General features: G+C 48.1%; 28 protein-coding genes, 1 pseudogene and 1 riboswitch. Of the genes and pseudogenes, 28 read left to right on the top strand and 1 reads right to left on the bottom strand.

From position 1 onward, the window contains the following. Nucleotides 1-22 precede the first annotated feature (22 nt). The 7 genes from skT53_RS10550 (at nucleotide 23) to skT53_RS10520 (ending at nucleotide 7,558) form a co-directional block, all read left to right on the top strand. Nucleotides 23-619, top strand: a complete 597-nt coding sequence (locus skT53_RS10550) for an LOG family protein (protein ID WP_200756712.1) — start codon at nucleotides 23-25, stop codon at nucleotides 617-619. A 571-nt stretch (nucleotides 620-1,190) separates the two neighbouring features. After that, nucleotides 1,191-2,525, top strand: coding sequence for a purine/pyrimidine permease (locus tag skT53_RS10545; RefSeq protein WP_200756710.1), 1,335 nt, complete (start codon nucleotides 1,191-1,193; stop codon nucleotides 2,523-2,525). Nucleotides 2,526-2,721: 196 nt separating this feature from the next. Then, entirely contained in the window at nucleotides 2,722-3,192 is a 471-nt protein-coding gene (locus tag skT53_RS10540; RefSeq protein ID WP_200756708.1) for a hypothetical protein, read from the top strand. Nucleotides 3,193-3,284: 92 nt separating this feature from the next. Further along, entirely contained in the window at nucleotides 3,285-4,259 is a 975-nt protein-coding gene (locus skT53_RS10535) for a DMT family transporter (RefSeq protein WP_200756705.1), read from the top strand. A 48-nt stretch (nucleotides 4,260-4,307) separates the two neighbouring features. Beyond that, entirely contained in the window at nucleotides 4,308-5,276 is a 969-nt protein-coding gene (locus tag skT53_RS10530) for a COX15/CtaA family protein (protein WP_200756703.1), read from the top strand. 265 nt (nucleotides 5,277-5,541) lie between these two features. Beyond that, entirely contained in the window at nucleotides 5,542-6,561 is a 1,020-nt protein-coding gene (locus skT53_RS10525) for a cation diffusion facilitator family transporter (protein ID WP_200756701.1), read from the top strand. A gap of 19 nt (nucleotides 6,562-6,580) precedes the next feature. After that, nucleotides 6,581-7,558, top strand: coding sequence for a quinone oxidoreductase family protein (locus tag skT53_RS10520; protein WP_200756699.1), 978 nt, complete (start codon nucleotides 6,581-6,583; stop codon nucleotides 7,556-7,558). Nucleotides 7,559-7,592: 34 nt separating this feature from the next. Here skT53_RS10520 and skT53_RS10515 read toward each other — a convergent pair whose 3' ends face one another. After that, entirely contained in the window at nucleotides 7,593-8,765 is a 1,173-nt protein-coding gene (locus tag skT53_RS10515) for an acyltransferase (RefSeq protein ID WP_200756697.1), read from the bottom strand. Between the two features lie 170 nt (nucleotides 8,766-8,935). Between skT53_RS10515 and skT53_RS10510 the strand changes: the two genes are divergently transcribed. From skT53_RS10510 to skT53_RS10415, 21 genes and pseudogenes are all read left to right on the top strand, one after another. Beyond that, a complete protein-coding gene (locus skT53_RS10510; protein WP_200756695.1) occupies nucleotides 8,936-9,367 on the top strand; it encodes a hypothetical protein in 432 nt (143 codons plus the stop codon). Between the two features lie 213 nt (nucleotides 9,368-9,580). Then, entirely contained in the window at nucleotides 9,581-10,024 is a 444-nt protein-coding gene (locus skT53_RS10505) for an RrF2 family transcriptional regulator (protein WP_200756693.1), read from the top strand. A 32-nt stretch (nucleotides 10,025-10,056) separates the two neighbouring features. After that, entirely contained in the window at nucleotides 10,057-10,815 is a 759-nt protein-coding gene (sufC, locus tag skT53_RS10500) for a Fe-S cluster assembly ATPase SufC (RefSeq protein ID WP_200756690.1), read from the top strand. 3 nt (nucleotides 10,816-10,818) lie between these two features. Next, nucleotides 10,819-12,114 carry a Fe-S cluster assembly protein SufD gene (gene sufD / locus skT53_RS10495; protein WP_200756688.1) on the top strand — a complete coding sequence of 432 codons (1,296 nt, stop codon included), beginning with the start codon at nucleotides 10,819-10,821 and terminating at the stop codon, nucleotides 12,112-12,114. A gap of 2 nt (nucleotides 12,115-12,116) precedes the next feature. Further along, nucleotides 12,117-13,349 carry a SufS family cysteine desulfurase gene (locus skT53_RS10490; protein ID WP_200756686.1) on the top strand — a complete coding sequence of 411 codons (1,233 nt, stop codon included), beginning with the start codon at nucleotides 12,117-12,119 and terminating at the stop codon, nucleotides 13,347-13,349. Further along, nucleotides 13,336-13,785 (top strand): Fe-S cluster assembly sulfur transfer protein SufU, encoded by a 450-nt coding sequence (sufU, locus tag skT53_RS10485; protein ID WP_200756684.1) that lies wholly within the window; start codon nucleotides 13,336-13,338, stop codon nucleotides 13,783-13,785. Before skT53_RS10490 ends, sufU begins: the two co-directional genes overlap by 14 nt. Continuing rightward, a complete protein-coding gene (gene sufB / locus skT53_RS10480; protein ID WP_200756682.1) occupies nucleotides 13,769-15,196 on the top strand; it encodes a Fe-S cluster assembly protein SufB in 1,428 nt (475 codons plus the stop codon). Before sufU ends, sufB begins: the two co-directional genes overlap by 17 nt. Before the next feature lie 253 nt (nucleotides 15,197-15,449). Next, nucleotides 15,450-15,698, top strand: coding sequence for a type II toxin-antitoxin system HicB family antitoxin (locus tag skT53_RS18550; protein ID WP_226375182.1), 249 nt, complete (start codon nucleotides 15,450-15,452; stop codon nucleotides 15,696-15,698). Beyond that, nucleotides 15,699-15,863, top strand: a complete 165-nt coding sequence (locus skT53_RS18545; protein ID WP_226375181.1) for a hypothetical protein — start codon at nucleotides 15,699-15,701, stop codon at nucleotides 15,861-15,863. It abuts the gene before it with no gap. 498 nt (nucleotides 15,864-16,361) lie between these two features. Continuing rightward, nucleotides 16,362-16,445: riboswitch (cyclic di-GMP riboswitch) on the top strand. Between the two features lie 12 nt (nucleotides 16,446-16,457). Continuing rightward, nucleotides 16,458-17,462 (top strand): HD domain-containing protein, encoded by a 1,005-nt coding sequence (locus skT53_RS10470; RefSeq protein ID WP_200756680.1) that lies wholly within the window; start codon nucleotides 16,458-16,460, stop codon nucleotides 17,460-17,462. A gap of 45 nt (nucleotides 17,463-17,507) precedes the next feature. Continuing rightward, nucleotides 17,508-18,137, top strand: coding sequence for an IS607 family transposase (locus tag skT53_RS10465; RefSeq protein ID WP_200756678.1), 630 nt, complete (start codon nucleotides 17,508-17,510; stop codon nucleotides 18,135-18,137). After that, the gene (locus skT53_RS10460) at nucleotides 18,121-18,300 is read left to right on the top strand and encodes a helix-turn-helix domain-containing protein (RefSeq protein ID WP_200756676.1); all 180 of its coding nucleotides are present in this window, start codon (nucleotides 18,121-18,123) and stop codon (nucleotides 18,298-18,300) included. Before skT53_RS10465 ends, skT53_RS10460 begins: the two co-directional genes overlap by 17 nt. Nucleotides 18,301-18,500: 200 nt before the next feature. Next, a complete protein-coding gene (lgt, locus tag skT53_RS10455; protein WP_200760947.1) occupies nucleotides 18,501-19,298 on the top strand; it encodes a prolipoprotein diacylglyceryl transferase in 798 nt (265 codons plus the stop codon). A 30-nt stretch (nucleotides 19,299-19,328) separates the two neighbouring features. Next, nucleotides 19,329-19,928, top strand: a pseudogene (locus skT53_RS19185) (radical SAM protein); the annotation flags it as partial. 522 nt (nucleotides 19,929-20,450) lie between these two features. Continuing rightward, complete coding sequence (locus tag skT53_RS10445) at nucleotides 20,451-21,155, top strand: TerC family protein (protein WP_200756672.1); 705 nt, start codon at nucleotides 20,451-20,453, stop codon at nucleotides 21,153-21,155. A gap of 131 nt (nucleotides 21,156-21,286) precedes the next feature. Beyond that, nucleotides 21,287-22,618, top strand: coding sequence for a cytochrome ubiquinol oxidase subunit I (locus tag skT53_RS10440; RefSeq protein WP_200756670.1), 1,332 nt, complete (start codon nucleotides 21,287-21,289; stop codon nucleotides 22,616-22,618). Nucleotides 22,619-22,634: 16 nt separating this feature from the next. Beyond that, nucleotides 22,635-23,645, top strand: coding sequence for a cytochrome d ubiquinol oxidase subunit II (locus skT53_RS10435; protein WP_200756668.1), 1,011 nt, complete (start codon nucleotides 22,635-22,637; stop codon nucleotides 23,643-23,645). 39 nt (nucleotides 23,646-23,684) lie between these two features. Then, nucleotides 23,685-24,065 carry a VOC family protein gene (locus tag skT53_RS10430; protein WP_200756666.1) on the top strand — a complete coding sequence of 127 codons (381 nt, stop codon included), beginning with the start codon at nucleotides 23,685-23,687 and terminating at the stop codon, nucleotides 24,063-24,065. A gap of 1 nt (nucleotide 24,066) precedes the next feature. Beyond that, complete coding sequence (locus skT53_RS10425) at nucleotides 24,067-24,519, top strand: VOC family protein (protein WP_200756664.1); 453 nt, start codon at nucleotides 24,067-24,069, stop codon at nucleotides 24,517-24,519. Nucleotide 24,520: 1 nt separating this feature from the next. Further along, entirely contained in the window at nucleotides 24,521-24,712 is a 192-nt protein-coding gene (locus skT53_RS10420) for a hypothetical protein (RefSeq protein ID WP_200756662.1), read from the top strand. A 31-nt stretch (nucleotides 24,713-24,743) separates the two neighbouring features. Next, nucleotides 24,744-25,460: an iron-containing redox enzyme family protein gene (locus tag skT53_RS10415; RefSeq protein ID WP_200756660.1), complete on the top strand. Its 717-nt coding sequence runs from the start codon at nucleotides 24,744-24,746 to the stop codon at nucleotides 25,458-25,460. Nucleotides 25,461-25,554 lie beyond the last annotated feature (94 nt).

Raw genomic sequence — 25,554 nt, 5'->3', positions numbered from 1 at the left:
TTCAGAATGGGAGGGCTGGAAAATGAAACGGATTTGTGTGTTTGCAGGTTCGAACTTGGGTACCCACCCGGATTACAGACAGAGCGCTGTCCGACTAGGGGAGGAGATTGTCAAAAACGGCCTGGAATTGGTCTATGGAGGTTCAAAAGTTGGCCTCATGGGGGAAGTAGCAAACAAGGTGCTTGAACATGGGGGCAGGGTGATCGGAGTCATGCCCACCGGGTTGTTTCGTGGGGAACTGGTGCATACCGATTTGTCCGAACTGATTGAAGTGAAAGATATGCACGAAAGAAAGGCGGTTATGGGCAAGCTGGCCGATGCGTATATCGCATTGCCTGGAGGACTCGGTACTTTTGAGGAACTGTTCGAAGCAGCAAGCTGGTCCCAGCTTGGGATTCATCAAAAACCGATCGGTGTTTTGAATATTGCTGACTATTACACGCCTCTTATCGGGATGATCGAACACGCTGTAAATGCCGGTTTTGTCAAAGACGTACATAAACAGCTTTTGATTGCGGCTTCTGATGCAGGTACACTCATCCAGAAATTAAAACAGTACCGACCTCCCACTCTGGGAAACAAATGGAACCAGCTTTCGGAAAGTGATAGCAAAGTATGAACGAAAATAAAGAAAGGACTGTGAATGTCAGCAAAATCCGCAGTGCAATCTAACAGAGGCGGGCCACCTGCAAAGACAATTCATTCGAGACGATGGAGAATCACTATCTATGAGAACACATCCTCCTTCCTTTGAAGATATTGATAGGATGCAAAGACAACTCAGTATGTTGAGATTGGAGTATTGGATTCACATGTCGTCTTTTCGTTTTAGACTGTGGGATTCCCTATATGGTCCTGCCCTGGGGGTCGCGGCTGTTTTGCGTGGATGCCATTCTCCCTGTTTTTATATGTTGGTGTACCAATACGTTACTCGCTGGAAAACGTACATTTGGGTAAGTGCGGTAATGGGCGCCGTGTTTGCTTTTCTGGCGGAACCTCTACTGGTGGCCCTCGGAATTTATATCCATTTGTTTGGAAACACATTTATTCCTTTCCGATTTATGTTGCCATGTTTCTGCTATTTAAATGGTTCGTTGATAAATTGAATCAGCTATCCGGCAGAATCTCAGAGGAACATGTAGAATAGGGAGTGGAAGTCGGACATTTTTTGAAAGGACGGGGAAAATGGGATGTCTTCTCTGCTTTATCGGTTGGATCAAAAACCGCCGCTTTGGATGACGGTTGTAAGTGCCGTACAGTGGTTTATGATTACGTTGACCAGTTCGCTGGTTGTACCATTGGTGATCAGCCAAGCGTTTGGCCTTGATCAAGCACAAACGGCACAGTTTATGCAGCTGACTTTTTTTCTGGTAGGGATCGTTTCCCTTTTGCAAGTTTGGTTTGGGCACCGCTATCCGATTATGGAGGGGCCGGCCGGCATGTGGTGGGGCATTTTTCTGATCGTCGTGAATATTGGAATGGCCTCAGGGTTAAGCGCAGTTCAGGTCGGGCAAAGTTTGGAAGCAGGTTTAATGTGTATTGGAATGATTCTTTTCCTTTTAGGGCTGTTCGGTCTGGTGAATTATTTGCGAAACCTGTTTACCCCGCTTGTTTCAGGCTGTTTTATGCTGATTCTGCCGTTTTCCATGAGCGGTACATTCGTTCAGGGGATGCTGGGGGTTGGCCAATCGGGCAAAATTCAAGCGGGTACAGCTCTGGTCGCGTTACTGGTGTTGGCGCTGACGATTTGGCTGAGCCAGTCACGCTGGAAATGGTTTCGAACGTTTTCCATTTTGATTGCGCTTTTGACCGGATGGCTGATTTATATTCTGTTAGGTTGGGCTGCCCCTGTGCAAAAAGCGGACAGCTGGTTTACCGTTCCTCATCTGCTGTTTTGGGGAACCCCGCGTTTAGATTGGGGAATTGTGTTTATCTCCATCTTGACAGGCTTGATTTTGATTAGCAATTTGATCACCAGCATTTCGGTGACTGCCAAAGCGGCAGGCGAAGAGCCGACCAAACGGTCTTTGAACAGAGGTGGGCAAATGACCGGTGTGGCCCATTTTTTATCGGGGATGGGAGGGGTCGTGGGTCTTGTTCCCTTGTCGATTGCGGCAGGTGTGATTGAAATGACCGGGATGGCCGCCCGGCTGCCGTTTGTGATCGCCTCATTTTTGATGATTTCGCTGGGCTTTTTTCCGTTTATTGGGCTGCTGTTTGCGGCAATCCCGGTGCCTGTGGGATATGCCGTGTTGTTCGTGACGTTTACCCAGTTGGTCGGATTCGGTCTGCGCGATTTGCAAACGGTGCAAATGGAGCCTCGCAATGTAATGACCATCGGATTGAGTCTGATGTTTGGAATTGGCGTCATGTTTTTGCCAAAAACTGCATTGCAGGGCATCAATCCCGTTTTGGCAGATCTTCTGGGCAATGGGCTGATTGTAGGAGTGATCGCAGGTATAGTGCTGGAACAGATAGTGTTCCGCCGAAGACCGGAAGCAGGCGATTCGCAGCAGTCGGCGTAACCCTCGCAAGGGTCAGATTTTAGCGTGTACAAACGGGACTTCCGCTTACTTGGAGGAATCCCGTTTTCTGTATAGACGCCAACATGAATGGCCTGAAACAGGAAATACTACGTATTAATATTGGCTCAAACATAGAAAGGTGAATCGAGATGAGCGGGTGCTCGGATGTAAGACAGGTTTTTGGTGACGTAATGAGATGAGTACAGACAGGAAAATCGGCGTTTTGCTGTGGAGCATCGCTCTGCCAGGATTTGGCCAGTTGCGGAATGGCAAGTATGTGAAAGGAATTGTATTTATTATTTTAGAGTTTATTATTAATTGGAAAGCCAACTTGAATCAGATCATTCTCGAAAGTTTTCATGGTGAGATTGAATCTGCTATTGCGCTTGCAGATTATCAGTGGCTGCTGTTCTATCCCTGCGTATATATGTTTGCGATCTGGGATGCGTACTCCGATGCAGGTCCTCCCCATTCTCCTTTTTCCTATCTTCCTTTTGTCTTGGCCGCCTATATCGGTACACTAGGTGTGATTTATGCTCCCACTTTAAAAATTCTGGGTGTCCTGTGGGGGCCAGTCTGGCTTCCCCTCTTTTTCCTTTTCGTCGGTGTTGTGATTGGTCTCGTGTTTCGTAAATTACTGTTAAAACGCCAGATGTCGCACCTATAACAAAGAACAAGAGGAAAGCCGCGATGCTCACGTTGGGAAAGTCAGTTCAGGGAAACGAACATGAGGTATAATGATAAACTGAGGTGGATTCATTGCGTCCTATTTTTCTAGGTGTTTTGGCATCTTTCTTTTTCGCTTTTACATTTGTCCTGAACCGGGCGATGTCGTTGTCAGGCGGAAGCTGGATTTGGAGCGCTTCGCTTCGGTATATTTTTATGGTTCCGTTGCTCTTGCTCCTTGTGATAGGCAGAAATAATTTACGCCCTCTTTTACAAGAAATGCGAAATCAGCCAGGAAAATGGCTTTTATGGAGCTTTGTTGGATTTGGCTTATTCTATGCGCCCTTATGTTTTGCGGCTGAATTTTCACCAGGTTGGCTGATCGCCGGAACGTGGCAGATTACCATTATTTCCGGTTCCCTGCTTGTACCGTTTTTTTCAGAGACGATTAAAACACCAGATGGTTCTGTAAAAATTAGAGGGAAAGTGCCGGTTAAAGGTCTTGTCATGTCATTCATTATTCTTGTTGGCATAGCTCTTATGCAGGTGGAACAGGCAAACCATTTTTCTTCCAAAAATTTGTGGTTAGGCGTTATACCTGTCATTATCGCTTCATTTGCGTATCCGCTCGGCAACCGTAAAATGATGGACATATGCGAGGGCCGCTTAGACACTTACCAGCGTGTATTGGGCATGACGCTGGCGAGTCTGCCATTCTGGTTTCTGCTTTCCCTCTATGGTTTATTTACTGTCGGCGCACCAAGCAAAGAACAAACGATTCAAGCGGTGTTGGTTGCAGTTTGTTCCGGGGTGATTGCGACGGTCCTCTTTTTTCGGGCCACCGACATGGTCAGGGGCAATATGCAAAAGTTGGCTTCCGTAGAAGCGACACAGTCTTTGGAAGTGCTGTTTGCTGCTGCGGGAGAAGTCATCATGTTGGCTAGTCCACTTCCGTCCGCGTTGTCCTGGTTGGGGATGTTTCTTGTGATTACAGGCATGATTTTGCATAGTTATATTTCACATAAAAAACAGTCTATGAACAATCAACAAGCGGGCGCTTCATTTTGATATAATAAATTAGACATTCGAGATACAACGGGAGAGGTACGGGATTGCATGAAAAGGGCTCTGAAAATATTTTCTGTCTTGACGACCATCGGGATGTTTTTGGTATTAATGGCGGGCACGCTTGTAACCAATACGGGATCGCAAGACGGTTGCGGCAATACCTGGCCGCTCTGTCACGGTGAATTTCGACCGATGGCCACATTGGCTTCCATGATTGAATACAGCCATCGTGCGATTACGGGAATTGTAGGTATTATGGTTGGGATTCTGGCCGTTTGGATGTGGCGGACGTATCGGCAACGGCGGGATGTCAAATGGCTGAGCTTTTTGAGCATCTTTTTTATTTTTGTGCAAGCGGTGTTAGGAGCGGCGGCTGTAATCTGGAAACAGTCGGAAGCCGTTCTAGCGCTGCACTTCGGAATCTCGTTGATCGCATTTGCCAGCGTATTGTTGCTTTGTGTCATTACATTTGAGGGGAACCATTCGATACGCGGGGCGTCTTACAGGATCTCAAAAGGGTACCGGAATTTCATCTGGGGGATTTTTGTTTATGTGTATGGACTCATCTATTTAGGGGCGTACGTAAGGCGTGTCAATGCAGGGATGGCGATCGAGACCTGGCCATTGAACAACGGACGGGTGATCCCCGATCATCTGGTTGGCGAGGTAGCAGTCAGTTTCACGCATCGATTGGCAGCGCTTGTAGGCCTCCTGCTGTTTGTGACATTGTTGATTGTAACGAAGCGGAGGTACCCGGAGCGCCGTGATTTTGTAATCGGAAGTGTTCTGTGCGTGATTACTCTTATTTTACAAATTTTTAGCGGCGGATATCTGGTGCTCTCAAAGTTGAGCGTTGATTCGTTAATGCTTCATAACACGTTTGTTTCCTTGTTTTTCGCCAGTTTGAGCTATCTCTGCTACCAAGTGGCTACGCAGACGAGGCCGGGCGGCAGCGCTTCTTTCTTGATGGACAGGGATTTAGCTTTATCTTATCGACATGAGAGGAAGGCCGACTAAAAGCGCGACGTCCTTGTCGGTCGACGAAAGCGCAACGTCGGCATAGCGCATCCATGCGCAAGACAATGAGGTTTGCCAAAGCCTTTGGCTTGATGAACCAAGTTTTCTTTACCGAAGGAATTGGGTTCGCATATTCGGCAAGCAATGTGTAACAGATCATGTTGCAAACAATCGGCGTGCTGCGTAAGTATAAGGGATCCGTCTTTCTGTAAGCTGATTTGAACGGATTTCGATCGGGAATTTTTGAAATTGAGGGTGAATGGCGATGCCGCATCATGAACACGCACATCATCATGACCACGACCATCATGGCCGCTTTCATGATCACGACCATGGCCATGATCATAGCCATGGCCACAAACATGACCATGACCATTTCCATGCAGGCGGACATGTGCATGTCGCCCACGATAAGCTGAAGCGAGGGATTTTTCTAGGATTTGTCATATTGGCGGTAGAAGTGATCGGCGGGATTTGGGCAAACAGTCTGGCGCTGTTGACCGATGCGGCACACATGCTGACCGACGTGATGTCTTTGATCGTGGCCTATTTTGCTATGCGTGCGGCAACGGCGCCCCCTTCCAAAAACATGACATACGGCCGCCATCGAATCACGATTTTGGCGGCGCTATTTAACGCGATTACTCTCATCGTGATCGTTTTTTATGTGGGTTTTGAAGGATATCAGCGTCTGTTGCATCCGCAGCCGGTGGAAGGAGCGATATTATTCGTGACGGCTGTAATTGGGGTGGTTGTCAATCTTTACATCGGACTGGGTCTGCGGGATGAATCGGACAATATCAATATCAGAAGCGCGATGCTGCATGTAATGGGGGATGCGGCCGCCTCTGCCGGTGTGATCGTGGCAGGAATTATCATGTATTTTACGGGCTGGTACATCCTCGATCCGATTTTAAGTTTCGTAATCGCGTTGATTGTAGCGATTGGCGCATGTCGTGTTTTGAGAGAAACATACATCGTGTTGATGGAGGGGACTCCACGCGAAATCGATTTTGACGAAGTGGTGGAAACGATTCAGTCTGTCCCCGGTATCAAAGAGGTTCACGACCTGCATATATGGTGTTTGACATCCAACCGCAATGCAATGAGCGGACATCTTGTCGTAGACGGAGAGCTGACTATACGGAACAGCCAACAGATGATTCGCCAACTGGAGAAAGTGGTGCTTGAAAAGTTCCGGATCGGTCACGTTACGATACAGTTTGAAGATGATCAGCATCCACATGAAGATATGTTTGCGATCGACCGAGAGTGGAAGCATTAATCATGGAGGGGGAAGCAGGATGAAAGCGGTGCGGTTTCACCGGAACGGCGGATCGGAAGTGCTGCAGTACGAGGAAGTGGAAAGGCCAACGCCCGATTCGGGAGAAGTTTTGATTGAAGTGAAGGCGTGCGGAGTAAACTATGCAGATATTTCCAGGCGGTACGGACGGTATGTGCTGCCCACTCCGTTGCCGTTCACTCCGGGTCTTGAAGTGGCAGGGATTGTAAAAGAGGTAGGGCCTAGCGTCGACGAAAAATGGGTCGGACAGCCTGTTGCCACGTTGCTGCATGGAGGCGGAGGCTATGCGGAATACGCGATTGCCGATGCCAACGGACTGATTCCGGTGCCTGCAGGATTGGATTTTTCCAAAGCGGTTGCCCTCCCATTGCAAGGGTTGACTGCTTATCACGTACTGACCACGTCCGGTCACCTGAAGCAGGGAGAAACGGTGCTGGTGCATGCCGCAGCAGGTGGCGTAGGGTTGCTGTCCGTTCAGTTAGCGAAAAAATTTGGCGCCTCCAAAGTGATCGGAACGGCCAGCACAGCCGAAAAACGGGAACTGGCGAAACAGTCGGGTGCCGAAGTAACAATCGATTATACAAAAGAAGACTGGCCGCAACAGGTATTGGATGTCACCAACGGTAAAGGTGTCGATATCATTCTTGAAATGGTCGGCGGTGAAATGATCCAGCAAAATCTGAAATGCCTGGCTGATTATGGACGCATGGTAGTGTTTGGAGCAGCGAGCGGGCAGCGGGGGACGCTGGTTCCCAATCAACTGATGGCCAAAAACCAAACGGTTACCGGATTTTTCCTCAGCAAGCTGATGGAAGACCCGAACCGTTATCAGCCAAGTATGGCCGAATTGCTGAAGTGGGCCACAAGCGGCGAATTGAATGTGCAAATTGGCGGTGTCTATCCGCTGGCAGAAGCGGCAAATGTGCAGGATCTGATGGAAGGTCGCCAAACAACCGGCAAACTGGTACTGGTTCCTTAATACGAAATGTTGCGGGGGCCGCTGCGTAAGCGGATCAGACTGAACCGGTTGTCGTATGTGAAGAAGCGGGCAATGGGGAAGCCGGCTTCTTCTTTTTTGTCGTTCCAACCAGCAGATGGCCAAACGGCAGTTTGCTAAGCGCGAAAGTCAGCAACCACGACAGCAGAACACAACCGACAAACGTGAGTAGCAGTCCGAACAAATGATTCTGAATCGGCAACCGAACGATGAAGCCGCCGATCATTTGAAGAACAAGAGCGTGTATCAGATAGGCACCATAAGAATATTTACCAATTGACTCGGTAAGATGGCTCAGCCAATTTTCCCGCTGCGACATTTGAACACTCAGCACATAAACAAGCGCAATCGAGCTGACGGAGAACCAAAACATCGACGGTCGGAGAGAGGTGGCGATGTTTGCATTCAATTTCAATTTATTTGACAGGTTGATGCTGTTTGCCAGCATAGATGTCACCCAGGCAAACAGAATCAGAAAAATAGGGATATTCCAGTAATGTATTCGTTTGATCCAATCCCGCCAACGGGAAACAGACAATCCGGCGACCGCCCCTAACAGGAAGTAGAAAAACCAGAGCAGGAAGTTGCGATCCCGGTACTTATCCAAAAGTGCGTGTAAAATCGGGTTGTCAAAGCGGATCAAGCCTCTCGGAATTGCATAAAGGGAAGCCCACAGAACGGCAAGGTACAGTATTCCACTGACAAGCAACAGCCAGATTTGCCTGCGGATTGTCCGAAACCACAACATCAACCGCTGAAACAGAGGATATAACAAATAGAATTGAAAAATCATAACGACAAACCACAAATGGTAAAATGCAGTGCCCGTTATCCATTGGTGAGTGAATTCCCTGATTGGCGAAACGTGAAATGGGTTGTCGGGCGGAAACGAAACCGCGTATAGGACTGACCAGATCAGATATGGAATCAGGATTTCCTTGATGCGCTTCCAGATGAATGAAGGATAACGAACCCCTTCGTTGTAGTTGTAAAAAAGAACAAGTCCGGTAATAAACACGAATGTCGGCACAGCAAATTTTACCAACTCCAAAAAAACAGCGAGGATCACTGATTCTCCGAGGCTGATCGTCACCTGATTGTAGACACCGATAACATGCTGCATAGCGACCGCACAAAAAGCGATGCCCCGTAGATACTGAATTTCTGATATCCGGTCTTTTCCGCTCATAAGATCCTCTTTTATTTTGTGAATTGGATTAAAACCTTTCAATTATCATCATAATGCGGTGTCGCACAAAATTCAAATACGATGGCAATTGCAGATGTCGTAATTACTCTTTTTTTGCTATACTAACATACGGAATACGTCTTACGTCATTTACTGGGAGTGACCTACACATGTCGTCTTTTACGATATTTAACTGGACCTGGCATATGGTGGCGTTGATCGGGGCCCTGCTTTTTTGTTTGCCTACGTTTTGGCTCATGAGATTGGCACGCAAATTTGATACACATAAGCCGATTCAGGCATCTGATGTAAAATCGGTCCGGCTGTTTGAAAACGGCGAATGGCGGGATGCGAATCCAACCGAAATCGGACAGATTGTAAATTGGTTTAACGCTTCCGCTTTTGTGCAAAAAAGAATGCAGGAAAATCCCGATACAAACCGTAACGGAGTTGCGATCTTGTTGAACTCAGAAGAAGAAATTCTGATTGTTCCAAGAGATGGGGACTTTGATGTTACACGGCGTCGGACGGCTGATACTTCGGTTACATACTGGGCGCGCAATAAGGAATTCAGCAGTTTTCTGGAGAAGTGTTCAATCTGACTTATAGCCGGTGCCGTTTGGGGCAATATAATTTCTGTGTTGCTTTTTTGTAAAACATCTTGCGGTTCCGTTTTATTTGGAATATAATGTGTTGAGAATATTATCATTCTAAGTCAGGGCGATTCGCAAAACCTGGCTTCTTTCTTAGAAGTATTCCTGACTAAAACAATCAGGAATTTATTCACTGAAGATTTTGGAGGAGGTGGATAGGATTTGAAACTATCTGCCCGTGGCCATTATGGGTTGATCGCCATGGCCTATTTGGCGCAACGAGAAAATGAGGGGCCGATACCAATCAAAACGATTGCGACTGCCGAGCAGGTTCCGGAACAATTCCTGGAACAGATTCTGTTCTCGATGCGAAAGGCCGGACTGGTCAGCAGCGTACGCGGACCGCGCGGTGGTTACACCTTATCCCGGTCGTCTGCTGATATAACGGCAGGAGAAGTTATCAGGGCGTTGGAAGGGCCGATTGCTCCCGTAGAGTGTCTGGAAGCGGATGCGGAAGAATGTTGCAGCAAAACTGACAACTGTTCAACCAAGTTTGTTTGGGAAAAACTACGGGATACAATGGTTTCCGTGCTTGATAATATTACGCTTCAGGAAATCGCCCAAAGGGGCGACAAGCTGATAGTGAATTTGGAACAGACAAAATAAATCACATTACGTTTAAGTGGGGGTATTGAAACATGGCAGAACTCGTCATTAAAGACCTGCACGCGAATGTAGCAGGCAAAGAAGTGTTGAAAGGTTTTAATTTAACCATAAAAGGAAATGAAGTGCACGCCATAATGGGTCCGAACGGAACAGGGAAGACCACTTTGTCAATGACGCTTTCCGGTCATCCGCGTTATGAAGTGACTCAGGGCGAAGTGACCCTCGATGGTAAAAACCTGCTGGAACTGGGAGTGGACGAACGGGCGCGTGCCGGATTGTTCCTTGCTTTCCAATATCCGGCTGAAATTCCCGGCGTTCCGTTGAAAAACTTCCTGCGTCAATCATATAACGCAGTGAAGGGCACCGAAATGGAAGTGTTTGAATTTTATTCCATCATGCAAGAAAAAATGCAAATGATGAAAATGGATATGTCATTTGCCAACCGGAACCTGAATGAAGGTTTCTCCGGTGGTGAAAAGAAACGAAACGAGATTCTTCAGATGGCGCTGCTTGAGCCAAAAATTGCGATTCTGGACGAAACGGACTCCGGCCTCGACATAGACGCTTTGAAAATTGTTGCAGACGGTGTGAACAGCCTGCGCGGACCCGAACTCGGTGTACTCGTCATCACCCACTACCATCGTTTGCTTGAATACATCAAACCGGACTTTGTACATGTCATGTTGGATGGACGGATTGTCCGTTCCGGCGGCCCTGAACTGGCTCTTGAGCTGGAGGAAAAGGGGTACGATTGGATTAGGAGCGAAGTGTCTGTCGGTGGGGAGGTATAAACCATGTCGAAAGTCATTAGTTCTGCCATTTCACCTGCCGTAACAACGCTTGAAAATCGTTTCAATGAACCCAAGTGGGCAAAACAGATCCGTACGGAGGCGCTTGCAGCGTACGAATCGATGGATCTTCCGAAAGAAGATGAAGGATGGCGCAATCTTCGCCTGAAAGAAGTGCCGCTTGATTCATTGGTACCGCTTGCCGATCAAAAAGAAACGCCGGATTCCGTGCGCAGCCGAATCAGTCCTGATGCGGCCGGTGTGCTGGTTCATTACAACAGCGATGTAACGGAAACTAAACTGAATCCCGATCTGGCATCTAAAGGAGTGATTCTCACCAGCCTGCAGGAGGCCATTGCCAAGCATCCGGATAAAGTTGAGAAATATTTTGGTCAACTGTACAACACAAAAGAAAGTAAATTTGCGGCCCTTCATTACGCGTTGCGAACAGGCGGGGCGTTCCTGTACGTGCCTAAAAACGTGGTCATTGAGACGCCGATTCAACTGTTTACTTATGGGGATCAACCGAATGTCGGGATTTTTAATCATACGCTGATCGTTGCCGAATCGTTCTCCCAATTTACCGTTCTGGAGTACTCCGCTTCCGATCTTGGCGGTTCGAATGCGATCCATAGCGGGGCTGTTGAGATTTTTGCAGCAGATGGAGCAAAAGTATCGTATGTAATATTGCAGAATTTTGACCAGGGCATATACAGTTTCTATCCGCGCCGCGCCAAAATCGGACGCGATGCGGAAGTGAACTGGGCGGCCGCCGAATTGGGGGGTAAAATTGCCCGTTCCGAAAATACGTCCTACGTTGACGGAGAAGGAGCGCAATCAAACGCGGTTGTCGTGTTCTTCGGTTCTGATGAACAATCGCTGGACGTTTCTGCACAGATGATTCATACAGGCCGCAACAGCTTTTCTGATATTCTTGCCAAAGGCGTCATGGGCGACAAAGGAAAAACGATCTGGCGCGGGCTTGGTTATATCAAACCGGGTGCGAAAGGTTCCTCCACCTTCCAACGGGAGAACAGCCTGATTCTGTCTGACGGGGCAAAAGGGGATGCGATTCCCGGTCTCCTGATCGAAGAAACGGACGTAGCGGGCGCCGGCCATGCGGCGACTGTTGGACGGATCGATGAGACACAATTGTTTTATCTGCAAAGCCGGGGGATCTCGCTTAAACAGGCGCAAAAAATGATTGTCGAAGGTTTCTTCGGTTCCGTCATTGAACTCATTCCGGTGGAATCGGTGCGTAAAGAGGTACAGTCCCTCGTGGATCGAAAGTTGGGGTGGTAACCTTGTTCAACGTACAGGAAATTAAAAAGGATTTTGCCGCTTTGCAGCAGCAAGTCAATGGAAAGTCATTAGTTTATCTGGATTCGGCAGCCAGTTCGCAAATTCCGAAGCAAGTTGCGGAAGCGATGTCACAATATTATGCGACGAGCCATTCCAATGTGCATCGCGGCGTGCATACATTGGGAGAACGGGCAACCAGCGCTTACGAAGGCGCAAGGGAAAAAGTAGCACGTTTTCTGAATGCGCCGAAGGTTGAAAATATCGTATTCACGCGGGGAACGACCGAGTCAATCAATTTGGTTGCTTACGCGTACGGGCTTCACAAACTGCAAGCAGGTGACGGAATTGTAGTGACCCTGTTGGAACACCATTCCAATCTGGTGCCTTGGCAGCAGATCGCCAAGATCAAAGGCGCCAAGCTCTACATGGTGGAACTGACAGAAGAAGGTCATCTCAATCTGGAGCAGTACCGTTCTTTTCTGAAACAGGGGAATATTAAAATTGTGGCGGTTACCCAAGCGTCCAATGTGCTGGGAACGGTCACGCCTACGAAACAGATCGTTCAGGAAGCGCATGCGGCAGGTGCGGTGGTGGTGGTCGATGCGGCGCAAAGCGCTCCGCATATGGCAATCGATGTGCAGGATCTGGACGCCGATTTTCTGGCCGCATCGGGGCACAAAATGCTCGGTCCGACGGGGATTGGATTTTTGTATGGAAAAAGCGAACTGTTGGACGACATGGAGCCTTTTCAAATGGGCGGCAGCATGATTGGCCTGGTGGATTATTATGAGTCAAATTGGGCGGAAGTGCCGGCCAAATTTGAAGCGGGAACGCCAAACATCGTAGGTGCAGTCGGACTGGCTGCGGCGATTGATTATCTGAACGCACTCGGTATGGAAAATGTGCATCAGCATGAACAGCAATTGCTTGCCTATGCATGGGACCGGTTAAGCCAGGTGGAAGGAATTGAACTTTATGGTCCGCGTCAACCGCGTACCGGGTTGATCGCTTTTAATATTGACGACACGCATCCGCATGATGTATCGACAGTACTGGATGCGGAAGGCGTCGCTGTCAGAGCGGGGCATCACTGCGCGCAGCCGCTGCACAAATGGCTGCACACGGCGGCTACCAACCGGGCCAGTTTTTATATCTATAACGATGAACAGGACATCGATCGTTTAGTGGCGGCTCTGCAAAAAGTAAAGGAGATGTTCGGATATGTCACTCGATAGTCTCTATCAGGACGTGATCCTCGATCATTACAAGCGTCCCCGAAACGTCGGTAAAATTGAAAATTATGACGTTGGCATGGAATTGGCAAATCCGACTTGCGGTGACGTGATCGGGGTGCATTTGAAAGTTGACGAAACAGGCAAGGTGGAAGATGCGAAATTTCATGGACACGGCTGTTCCATCAGTCAATCGAGCGCTTCCATGCTGACCGTTAAGCTAAAAGGAAAAACGATTGCAGAAGCGCGCCAACTGATCGACCGCTTTTACGATATGATGAAAGGCGTGGAAGGGGATTACAGCGGCCTGGGGGAACTGCAGGCTTTGCAGGGTGTCTCCAAATACCCGGTGCGGATCAAATGTGCGACGCTCGCTTGGAAAGCGTTAGAACAAGGCTTGGATAAAAAGGAGGGTGTCGAAAATGGCCAAAGCAAATGAGGAAATCGTAAACAAAAACGCAGCGTCTGAAATTGTCAGTGATTATAAATATGGCTTCTCAGACCCGGAAAACTATGTGTATAAATCGGGAAAAGGGCTCACGCGTGAAATGGTCCAGATGATTTCCGAAATGAAAAACGAGCCTGGTTGGATGACCGACTTCCGTCTGAAAAGCTATGACATTTTTGCCAAAATGCCGATGCCGTGGTGGACGAAAGATCTGGATGAACTCGATTTTGATGATATCCACTATTACGTTCGACCCACCGACAAAGCGGTACAAAGCTGGGATGATGTACCCGATACCGTGAAACAAACGTTCGACAAACTGGGAATTCCGGAAGCGGAACGCAGCTTTTTGGCCGGTGTGACCGCACAGTACGAATCGGAAGTCGTATACCACAGCATGCGCAAAGACCTGGAAGATCTTGGCGTGATTTTCACCGATATGGATACGGCGGTCAGAGAGCATCCGGAGATTGTGAAAAAGTATTTCAGCACGGTGATTCCTCCTTCTGACAACAAGTTTGCGGCGTTGAACTCGGCTGTCTGGTCAGGCGGATCGTTTATCTGGGTGCCGAAAGGAGTTCATGTCGAAATTCCGCTGCAGGCCTATTTCCGGATCAACACGAAAAATGCGGGACAGTTTGAACGGACGTTGATCATTGGGGAAGAAGGATCGTTCGTCCACTATGTGGAAGGCTGCTCCGCACCTAAATATTCGAGTGATTCGCTGCATTCCGCAGTGGTGGAAATTGTTTGTCTCGATAATTCACGAGTCCGCTATACGACGATTCAGAACTGGTCGCCAAACGTGTACAATCTGGTGACCAAGCGGGCAGTGGCTCACAAAAATGCAGTTATGGAATGGGTGGACGGCAACATCGGTTCCAAGCTGACCATGAAATATCCGGCTGTTATTCTGCGGGGGGAAGGGGCTCGCGCGGAAATTACCTCGATTGCATTCGCAGGTAAAGATCAGCATCAGGATGCCGGAACGAAAGTGTTCCATCTGGCTCCCAATACGTCGAGTACGATTATTTCCAAATCGATTTCCAAAGCGGGGGGCAAAACGACTTACCGCGGTTGGGTAAAAGTGGCTGAAAACGCACACGGTTCCAAGCTGAACGTAAAATGTGATGCGTTGATGTTTGACGAAGGTTCCACTTCCGATACGATTCCGTTCATGGAAATCAACAACGACAATGTGGCGATTGAACATGAAGCGACCGTATCCAAAGTGTCGGAAGATATGCTGTTCTATCTGATGAGCCGCGGGTTGTCGGAAGAGCAAGCGACAGGCTTGATCGTATCCGGCTTCATCGAACCGTTCTCGAAAGAACTGCCGATGGAATATGCGGTCGAATTAAACCGTCTGATTGAACTGGAAATGGAAGGATCGGTCGGTTAAGCTTTAATTCATGAGGTTTTCAGGGCATGAAACTACGGCTTGCCCGTTTTTTGCCCGTTTTGGATAAAATGCTCATAAAGCGCTAAAGCATCATTTTCAATCTTTGTAGTAACGTGCAAATACGTGTCTGCAGTGACTTTCACACTTGAGTGTCCAAGTCGCTCGGACACGTATTTTATATTTACGCCCGCTTCAAGAATATTCAAACAAGCGGGGCTGCCAATAAGGCAGCTCCCGCAAAGGAGGGACAAATGTGAAGGACCGTTATATCTATCCAGCTATATTTGATTACGCTGAAGATGGAATCTCTATCGAGTTTCCTGACTTACCCGGCTGCTTGCCTTGCGCACAAAACGATGAGGAGGCATTGCATAACGCGAAAGAAGCGATGGCGCTACATCTTTATGGAATGGAGCAGGATGGTGACGAGATACCGGAACCAACTCCCATTTCCAAGCTGCGTCCACAGGCTAATCAGGCCGTGGTGTTAGTGGAAGTATAGATGCCGCCATTCCGCGATGAGATGGAAGAAAAAGCGGTTAAGAAGACACTGACCATACCCAAATGGCTGGACGACCTAGCGCAGGACCACAAAGTTAATTTCTCACATGTACTGCAAGACGCTTTGAAAAAGTATCTTGGAGTGAATCAAAGAAAAGCAGAGTGAGCGAGGCCCAATCGGGCCTCAAAGCTTGTCTGTTTTTTGTCCGGTTTTACGTATGAATTAGTATGAAAAGTGAATGCCGTTAAAACCTTGATATAACGAGGTTTTCACTTAACCGTGAAATGCGCTGAAACCGTTCTTTAATCGAACTGGAAATGGAAGGATCGGTCGGTTAAACTTTTATTCATCATGGATGCTTACAAAAACGTCATTTTTGGAGTTGAGCTTTTGTAAACGGTGATGGCGATGAAGATGATTTAGAATTTTCACAACCGGTGGTGGAAGAAGCTGATAACGACAGCGCTACAACAAATACAAACGAACGACTTCTATTTTTCATTAGTACCACTTCTTTCTTAATAATAGAGAGAATACATCGCAAATTTAGCAAAGTGTAAATTCGTTTGGATGAAACAGAGTGGTCTAAGAAAATATTTGTCGAAAAAACATTTTACATAGAAATTATGGTATTATCAAGAAACCAGAAAACAAATTACAGTCCTCGATCAATCGCAAAATTGTTGAAAAGCAATTACGCAAAGCCGCAGTTCAAAGGAATTATGCCATAGTGGCTGGGCTATCGAAGGGGAGGTAATTATGAGGAAAAAAGTGGACAAAGAAAAGCTGCTAAGCCATATCCTCAGTTCAATGGAAGAATTGCTTATTTTAGTCGATTATAATCTATGTGTCGAATATATGAATGAAGCGGCCGAACGGATTTTGAATGTTCAAGGTGTCGCCTATAAAGGAAAACATATTTTTAATGACCTGAGACTTTGGGATATCCCTACAGAGAACAGCAAGGTACAGGAAGTTTTAGTTACAGGAGTAGCTCAAATAGGGGTAGTTCGCACAATAACCGATGGGAAGCAAATATTACTCAATATCACCCCATTGATTGATAATGGAAAGCTGACAGACATACTCATAACAGGCCAGGATATTACAGAAACCATGGAAATGCAACAAGAGCTTGACATGGCATTTGCCTTGACATTACCTAATAGTAAAGTCGAATATAAGCTCAAATCAACGGTGGAATATCAGGATACTTATGACCCGCAAACGAAGAAGATTACAATTACAGGTATTATTCACGATGGTGGCTACCGTCATGTTGTAAACTGTCTTAAAATACTTGCGAGCTTACATGAGCAAGGGATTACCAAGCTAATCGGAATCGATAAAGATTTATTGGTACAAGCGCTGATTTTCCATGATTTGGGTAAATCACAACCTGTTTTGAAAATCGGGGATGTCGTCGATCCAAGAGAGGTTTTTGAGGATGGAAAATTGCATGCTTTTCGTGGGGCTGAGATAGCCAAACACTATTATGGTTTAAACGATGATATAGTGGAAATCATTCGTTATCATCATCACAGCGAGAACGAGCTCACCGAATCATTTAGTTGGCGGCTGAGTCCCATGTTCCGCCTGTTTCAGCTGATAGATGGATTATCGGCAGCAATGACAAGAGGTTCCGTAAAGCCTGGATTGTCTGTTAGGGATTCGGTTATTACAGTCACAGAAAATAACAATCGCCCGCAATACAATGGGACGTGGCAAATTGACCTGTATACTGGAAAAAGAATAAGGGTTTGAACTGTAAACATTGATTCTGCCTAAAACTGACTGTATACTATCAATATGGACAGATTAATAACGATAGGCGAAGCTTCAAAGGTGTTGGGAGTATCGATTACAACACTCCGGCGATGGGAAAAAGAAGGCCGTTTGCAACCGGATGAAATTACCCCCGGCGGCCATCGGCGATACGATCTTGTGAAACTGCGGCCTGAATTGTTCCGGCTTCAGCGTAGCGACAGAACAACCGTGGCCTATGCCAGAGTATCAAGCCACGATCAGAAAGAGGATTTGGAGCGACAGAAACAAGTCCTTGAAATGTACTGCGCTTCGCAAGGGTGGACGTTTGAAGTGGTTTCTGACCTTGGATCGGGAATGAACTACCACAAAAAAGGTTTGAAACGCCTCTTACACGCCATCTTGCAGGACGAAGTAGGCAGACTGGTCATCACACACAAAGATCGCCTCCTTCGTTTTGGTGCGGAGCTGGTCTTCGCCATTTGTGAGGCGAAAGAGGTGGAAGTGGTGATTCTCAACCAGGGCGAAGACACTACGTTTGAAGAAGATCTCGCCAAGGATGTTTTGGAGATTATCACGGTGTTTTCTGCACGGCTCTACGGTTCGCGTTTACGCAAGAACCAGAAGCTCATAGAAGGGATGAAGCGGGTGGTTGAGGATGCTGAGAAGCCATAAGATTGCGCTTCAACCGAATAACAAGCAGTCCACCTACTTCGCAAAAGCGTGTGGTGTGGCTCGCTTTGCCTTCAATTGGGGCTTGGCAGAATGGAAGCGACAGTATGAAGCAGGTGAAAAGCTTTTGAAACGGTTGCGCCGTCTGTCCCGCTCTCTAGCGTGAAGGTAACACATGTGTATGATAATGTGAAAACCGGGGATCAGATGGAAGGTTCGGTCGGTTAATCGGTGCGCGTTCGTAATGCAAAAACAATGGAGGCCTGTGAATATCCCGATGTTCACAGGCTTTTTGCGTGGGTGGCAGTATGTGTCCGATGAGGATGTTTTAGAAAAATGTGGTACAATGGCGGCGAGGTGATAAGGGTGATTGATCCGGTTGCTTTTCACATCGGCCCCATTCCCGTTCATTGGTATGGGATTCTGATGACGAGCGCATTTGTGATGGGAACTTTGCTGGCGCAATATCATGCCAAAAAAATCGGCCTGGACCCGGAACATATTTTGAACATGGTCATGTATATTATACCGTTGGCGATTGTATTTGCCCGGCTGTACTATGTGATCTTCGAGTGGCACAATTATCGCAACAATTTGCTTGACGTATTCGCTGTCTGGCACGGCGGTTTGGCCATTCATGGCGGATTAATCGGCGGATTCCTGGGGGGGCTGTATTATGTGCGAAAACAGAAGCTGCCGATTCTGTTAATGGGAGATATTTTGTTTCCAAGTGTGATCCTGGGCCAAGCGATTGGCCGATGGGGAAATTTTATCAATCAGGAGGCGCATGGAGGTCCTGTTTCGGCTGCGTTTATGCAGCATTTCCCCGCATTTATCCGCGATCAGATGCTGATCGAAGGGGTGTACTACCAGCCCACATTTCTGTATGAATCGATCTGGGACATGCTGGTGTTCGTGATTTTACTGGTTATGCTGCGGAGGTTCAAGAAGTTTGACGGACAGGTCCTTTTTTCGTATCTGATTCTTTATTCAATCGGCCGGTTCTTTGTGGAAGGGTTGCGAACGGACAGCCTGATGCTGGGTCCGTTGCGCGTCGCGCAGGTCGTCAGCCTGTTGTTGATGGCAATGGGAGTGGTCCTTTTGCTGTGGGCGGCAAGACAGAAACGTCGGAAAGGGATTAGTCAGCAGCCTGCCGAACCTTAAAATACAGGAGGGTGCGAATGAGTTTTCCCGCATCTAAACGAATTCAACATTTCCACAACACTTGTGGTCACGTTAAAAAGAGGGCTGAACGACCATGAGGTGGGGAGGATCATTCAATACGGCCCTGCACAGCGCGCCGTAAGGGGAGTCACATTTCAACCGATTCAGGCGGAAGATATCATCCCCGTTCCCTGTCATCCGGATGGTTTGGCGATGGGGTATGCGTTAAAAACGGGAGGCCGTGTCACCCCGTTAACCGGCCTGATCGATCCGCAGATTCGGTTGGAAGGCGGCCGCAACACGATCGTATTTGAACAGGATGAGACGCTTAAGGAAAAAATATTCGATCTGTTCTCCACCAGCCATTCACCCGATTCCTCCGCCATCTCCCCTGAAAAATCTGCTGTGCTGCCTGCCGATGGTACAAGTGCCTGACGCAATCGGTTACGACAATGTGTTTTGGGTGGTGATTATGCAGTTTCTTGATGCGTACAATTTGGATGTTCGCTCCGTAAAAAATCATGCGTCCATATTGTTCACCCGGATGGACGAATCATCCCGTTTGATACCTATAACCTGTTTTATCGGGGTGAGAAAGAACAGACATTGATTCAACTGCGAAACCAATAGAGTTCAGAAGCCGTAGAAGGTCATGGCAACAGAAGTTCAAGAGTAATAGAGTTGCGAGTCGGGAGGCTTGCTGATGGAAAACCAGGAGAATCCGAAACGCGGAAATTGGGCGCAGGGACTGTTGACAGGAGCAGGACTTGTACTGTTGTTAAGTTCTGAGTTGAAAGTCTCCGATTTCCGCACTTGACAATCCGACCTGTCCGATAGTATCCTGTAAACAACAAAAGCATATCCTCCAAAGGGGAGTAGCTAATCACGACAAAGTCGTCATTTCGAGACGCTGACGGTTGGATGCGCGGATGCGAATGCGATCCGGGTGTACCCGTTAACCTCTCCGGCTTTGTTGGCAGCGAAACGAAAGTTTCTGTTTGCGGGTAGTCTGCATACCGCGTACCAGAATCGTTGTTAGCAAGACCTTTGCCTTAGGGTGAAGGTCTTTTCCTGTTTTTTGGCGGCCTTTACCTGTGTGGTGAGGGGCGCTTTTTGTTTTACGGAAAACAAATGCAGAAGGGGAGAGACAAAATGGAATTTTTCTCAGTTGAATTTTGGGTGGCGCTGATGTCGATTGTGCTGATTGACTTGGTCTTGGCAGGCGACAATGCGATTTTGATTGGACTGTCCGCCCGCAATTTGGCAAAAGAACAGCAGAAGAAAGCGATCCTCTGGGGAACGGTCGGGGCGGTCGTGATCCGCGCGGTATCGACGTTGGCAGTCGTATGGCTGCTGAAAATACCCGGACTTCTTCTGATTGGAGGCATCGCGCTGCTGCTGATCGCTTACAAACTGCTTGTGGAGAAGAAGAGACACGATCAACAGGCAGCCAGTCAAAATTTATGGTCGGCGATTCGCACCATCATCATCGCAGACGCATTGATGGGGCTGGATAACGTATTGGCGGTTGCCGGCGCCGCTCACGGATCGTTTCTGTTGATTTTGATTGGACTGTTAATCAGCATCCCGATCATGGTTTGGGGCAGCACACTGATTGTCAAATGGGTGGAACGATACCGCGCGATTGTCTATATCGGTTCCGGGACGATTGCTTGGACAGCCGCCAAAATGATGATGGAAGAGTCTTTTGTCAAACCGTATTTTGCAAACCCGTTCCTGCATTGGGGGGGTGCAGTCGCTGTAGCTTGCGGAGTGCTGCTGGCAGGCGTATTGAAAAACCAGAAACACCAGAAACAGCCGACGGCAGGAAACACTCACTCGGCGAATACATTGTAATCGTCAGGGCGATTCAAAGTTTTGTCGCAAAGATGCCAACAAAACGTCAAAACTACAGGGAAATACGGCGCTTGCACGATGTCATTTTGTATTATTATAAATACACATTCACACAAAGAAGGTGAGCCATCATGCAAGATACGTTGTTGTGGAGCCGTATATTGACGAGTTTGACATTGGGGTTTCACATCATCTTTGCGACGATCGGCGTGGGTGTGCCGGTCATGATTATGATCGCCGAATGGTTGGGTATCCGGCGCAACGACCCGCATTACATGCTGTTGGCCAGACGGTGGTCGAGAGGGTTTACCGTGACGGTCGCGGTGGGAGTAGTGACCGGTACCTGTATCGGGCTGCAGCTGTCTCTTTTGTGGCCAAGTTTTATGCAGATCGCCGGACAGGTGATTGCGCTTCCTTTGTTCATGGAAACGTTCGCTTTTTTCTTTGAAGCGATCTTTCTCGGCATTTACCTGTATACATGGGACCGGTTCAAAAACCGGTGGCTGCATTGGGCGTTCATTATACCTGTTGTCATTGGGTCGTCTGCTTCCGCGTTTTTCATCACAACCGTCAACGCATTTATGAATGCGCCGCAAGGATTTACGCTGGAAAACGGCGTAATTACACATATTGAACCGCTGAAGGCGATGTTTAACCCGGCAACGCCGACAAAAGTGTCGCACGTGCTGTCATCCGCCTTTATGACGTCGGCTGCTATATTGGCGGCTGTTACCGCCTGGTTGATTCTGCGGGGACGCCGCACCGAGTATTACAAGAAAGCGCTTCGCCTGACCGTCCTCTGGACATTTGTTTTTGGCGTGGGGACCGCTCTGATTGGCGACCTGTCAGGTAAATACCTGGCCGAATACCAACCGGAAAAATTGGCGGCTGCAGAATGGCATTTTGAGACAAAAGAGCATGCCGATCTGCTGGTTGGCGGCGTGTTGGATGAAAAAAACCAGCAGGTGAAAGGTGCGCTGCCGCTGCCCGGCATGCTCAGTTTCTTGGCGCACAGCGATTTTAACGCCAAAGTGACAGGGCTCAACGAGTTTCCGAAAGACGTATGGCCGCCGCTTTTCGTCCATTACCTGTTTGATTTGATGGTGGGCGTAGGGGTGTATGCGGTGGCTATCAGTCTGCTGTTCCTCGTCATCCGAATTTGGAACAAAAGCCAGGAATGGAATTCCTGGCTGCTGCGTTTGATCGTACTGGGAGGACCGCTTTCCGTGATAGGAATTGAGCTTGGCTGGATGTTTGCGGAAATCGGTCGACAACCCTGGATTTTGCGAGGGTATATGCGTACGAGTCAAGGCGTCACGACATCCAGTGATGTGGGCGCCATGCTGATTTTGTTTGCGTTGCTTTACCTGGTGTTAGGTGTGGTTTGCATCTATGTCCTGTTACGGATGACGAAGAAAAATCCACCCGAAGCGGAAATGCAAAAACGGGGCATAACGCTCTAGAAAAGGCGGTGTGCATATGTCAATCGAATTGCTTGGAATTACAATTCTATGGCTGTTTTTGCTTGGTTACGTGATCGTAGCGTCAATCGATTTTGGCGCCGGGTTCTTTGCCCTTTACGGCAAATGGACCGGTACGGGTGAGATTGTCAATCAGGTGATCCAGCGGTACCTGTCGCCGGTGTGGGAAGTGACGAACGTATTTTTGATCTTTTTCGTGGTAGGGATTGTCGGTTTTTTCCCTGATACGGCTTACTACTACGGAACCGCATTGCTGGTGCCTGCCAGCATTGCGCTGGTGCTGTTGGCAATTCGCGGTTCGTTTTACGCCTTTGACCATTACGGCAAGACCAATACGGTGTTTCTGTTTCTCTACGGATTCACGGGGCTTTTGATACCCGCGTCGCTGGCCACTGTATTGACCATATCGATCGGCGGGTTTGTTGAGAAACAAGGGAACAATGTGGTACTTTTAATGGGCAAACTGTTTGCCAGCCCTTATTCCTGGTCGGTTGTGTTTTTGGCGTTGGTCAGCGTTCTGTTTATCAGTGCCAGTTTTTTAACCTATTATGCGAACCGGGCGCAGGACAAACAGGCGGAAGAGCTGCTGCGGACATGGGCGGTATTCTGGAGCTTCCCGACGATTTTTGCCAGTTTCCTGGTGTTTCTCTCGCTTCGCAACCATAATCTGGAGTTTTTTAACAATATGCTGGATGTCAGTTGGCTGTTTATCCTGTCGTTCGCGTTTTTTCTCTGTGCCGTTAGCCTGCTCATCCGGAAAAAATCGTACGGGCTGGCGTTTATATTCGTCATGCTGCAGTTTGCCAGCGCATTCTTCGGATATGGAATTGGACATATGCCCTATTTGCTGTATCCGTATGTTACAATTTATTCAGGTGTCAACAATCCGATTATGGCAGAGGCGCTTGTATGGGCGTTTGTCGGAGGATTGTGTCTGCTGGTGCCGTCTCTCTACCTGCTGATGCGTCTTTTCCTGTTTAATGCCGGATATGTACAGGGCAGAAAGTAACCAAGCGGATACCACGAGCAACTGACAGGGGGAAGCGGGATGGCCGGTTTCTTCAAACGAATCGATACCGTTTTATTGCGTGTCAAGAATATAAAAAAAGCGTGCCGTTGGTATCAAGAAGTGTTAGGATTGGAAGCGGCTTATATCGGGGAGGACGACCACCGTATCGCCGTTTTCAAAATCGGCGAGGGGGAGACGCCCCTTACCTTGTACGAATTGCACTCGGATGAAGTAATGCCAGCCAGACGGTTTTCGACCACATATCCGATTCTGTTTGCTGAAAATCCGGAAACGTTATATGAAACTTTGAAAAATAAGGGAGTCGAGGTAGAAGAGCTGGAGGACGACGGAAGGGTCACCTACTTCGGCTTTCGCGACCCGGACGGAAATCGGTTGGAAGTTTGTTACTGGAGGTCTTAGTGTGCTTGTAAAACCGCTTCATATCAACCTGGTTGCGTACGACCTCGATGTCATGCTTGATTTTTATCGGAATGTACTGGGGTTTGAAGTGATCGTCCAGTCGGAAATCGCGAATGAGGCCTATTGCAGGGGAGCCGGTTTACCGGATGCGTCTGTCAAAATGGCCCGTTTGCGGCTGCCTGGGTCCGATTTTGGGGTGGAAATGGTGCAATACAACGATTTAACAGCCGGGAAAATAGGCTCGTCCCGCCCGAATCAGGCTGGCTACCGGCATATGGCCTTTCAGGTGCAGAATTTGGAACAGTCTTATCAGGAATTGATGAGTCAAGGAGCCTCATTCGTTTCTCCGCCTTTGACAGATGGACGTTCCGCATCGGAGCAGGCCACCCGTTTTTGTTTTTTGCGCGACCCGGAAGGAAACTATATTGAATTGATGCAGGTAAAGGATGAGTAATATGACAGGATCTGACTATGTTTTGACGTATCAGCTGCACGATGGCGCGGAAGTGGCCGCTTCTTTTGGCGATATAAACGACCGTGACGGCTGTGATATTTCATTGGGGATGTACCAAATCAATCTGGGGCCGATTACGCAAGAAGTCTGGGAGCGGATCGTCGCCAAATTTAAGGGGAAACTGCTGGCTTGAATTTTGTGACGGGCAACAGGGGAGGAGAAGGATGGAAGAACAGAGTTTTACTACATACGAAGAAGTGGAACAGGCGATTTGGAAGCTGGTGCAAGAGCGAATCTTCAACGGACGTCTGATGATCGCGTTGGAAAAGGGAGAACTGACTGAGCCGCAAATTCGCCAGTTTGCACTGCAATACAGCTATTACAGCCGTAATTTCCCGCGTGTGTTGGGGGCGGCCATTGCCGCCATGGAGCCGCTGGATAAATGGTGGGTACCAATCGCTGACAATCTGTGGGATGAGGGGGGGCGCGGCAATCCAAAAGCGTACCATTCCCGGCTGTTTCGAACATTTCTTGAATCGGTGGCGCCCGACGTTCCGATAAACGACGAGCATGTACCGCAAATTCCCGTTTATCCTGCACCGAAAAAAGCGGTGGATACGTTTATCGGTTTTTTGCGAAATGCCACACCGCTACAGGCTATGGCGGCAATCGGACTTGGATCGGAACTGTTCGCGGGCCAGGTGATGGGGCGCATAGGGGAGGCGCTGCAACATCCGAATTACAACCAAAACCGCAAAATCAATGTAACATTCTGGTCGCTTCACGCTGATACGCATGAACCTAGACATTACCAATTGTGCAAAGATGTGTTAATCGAACATCGTGAACCGGCTGACTTGGCTGTCATGTATCAGGCAGGTGCGGCGATGGCGCTTTCGGAGGCGCAATTTTATGAAGACATCTACGATTCGATGCAGTAAAAACAAGAGTCTCTGGACCTCAGTTCAGGGATTTTCTGTATTTTTGGCGATTTAACAGACAATTAAAAATTATGCATTGTTTTGGAAAAATTTG

This window comes from Effusibacillus dendaii, from assembly GCF_015097055.1.
GTDB classification, from domain to species: domain Bacteria; phylum Bacillota; class Bacilli; order Tumebacillales; family Effusibacillaceae; genus Effusibacillus; species Effusibacillus dendaii.
Note: the sequence above shows the minus strand (reverse complement) of the source record. Positions and strands in the feature narration are given on the sequence as shown.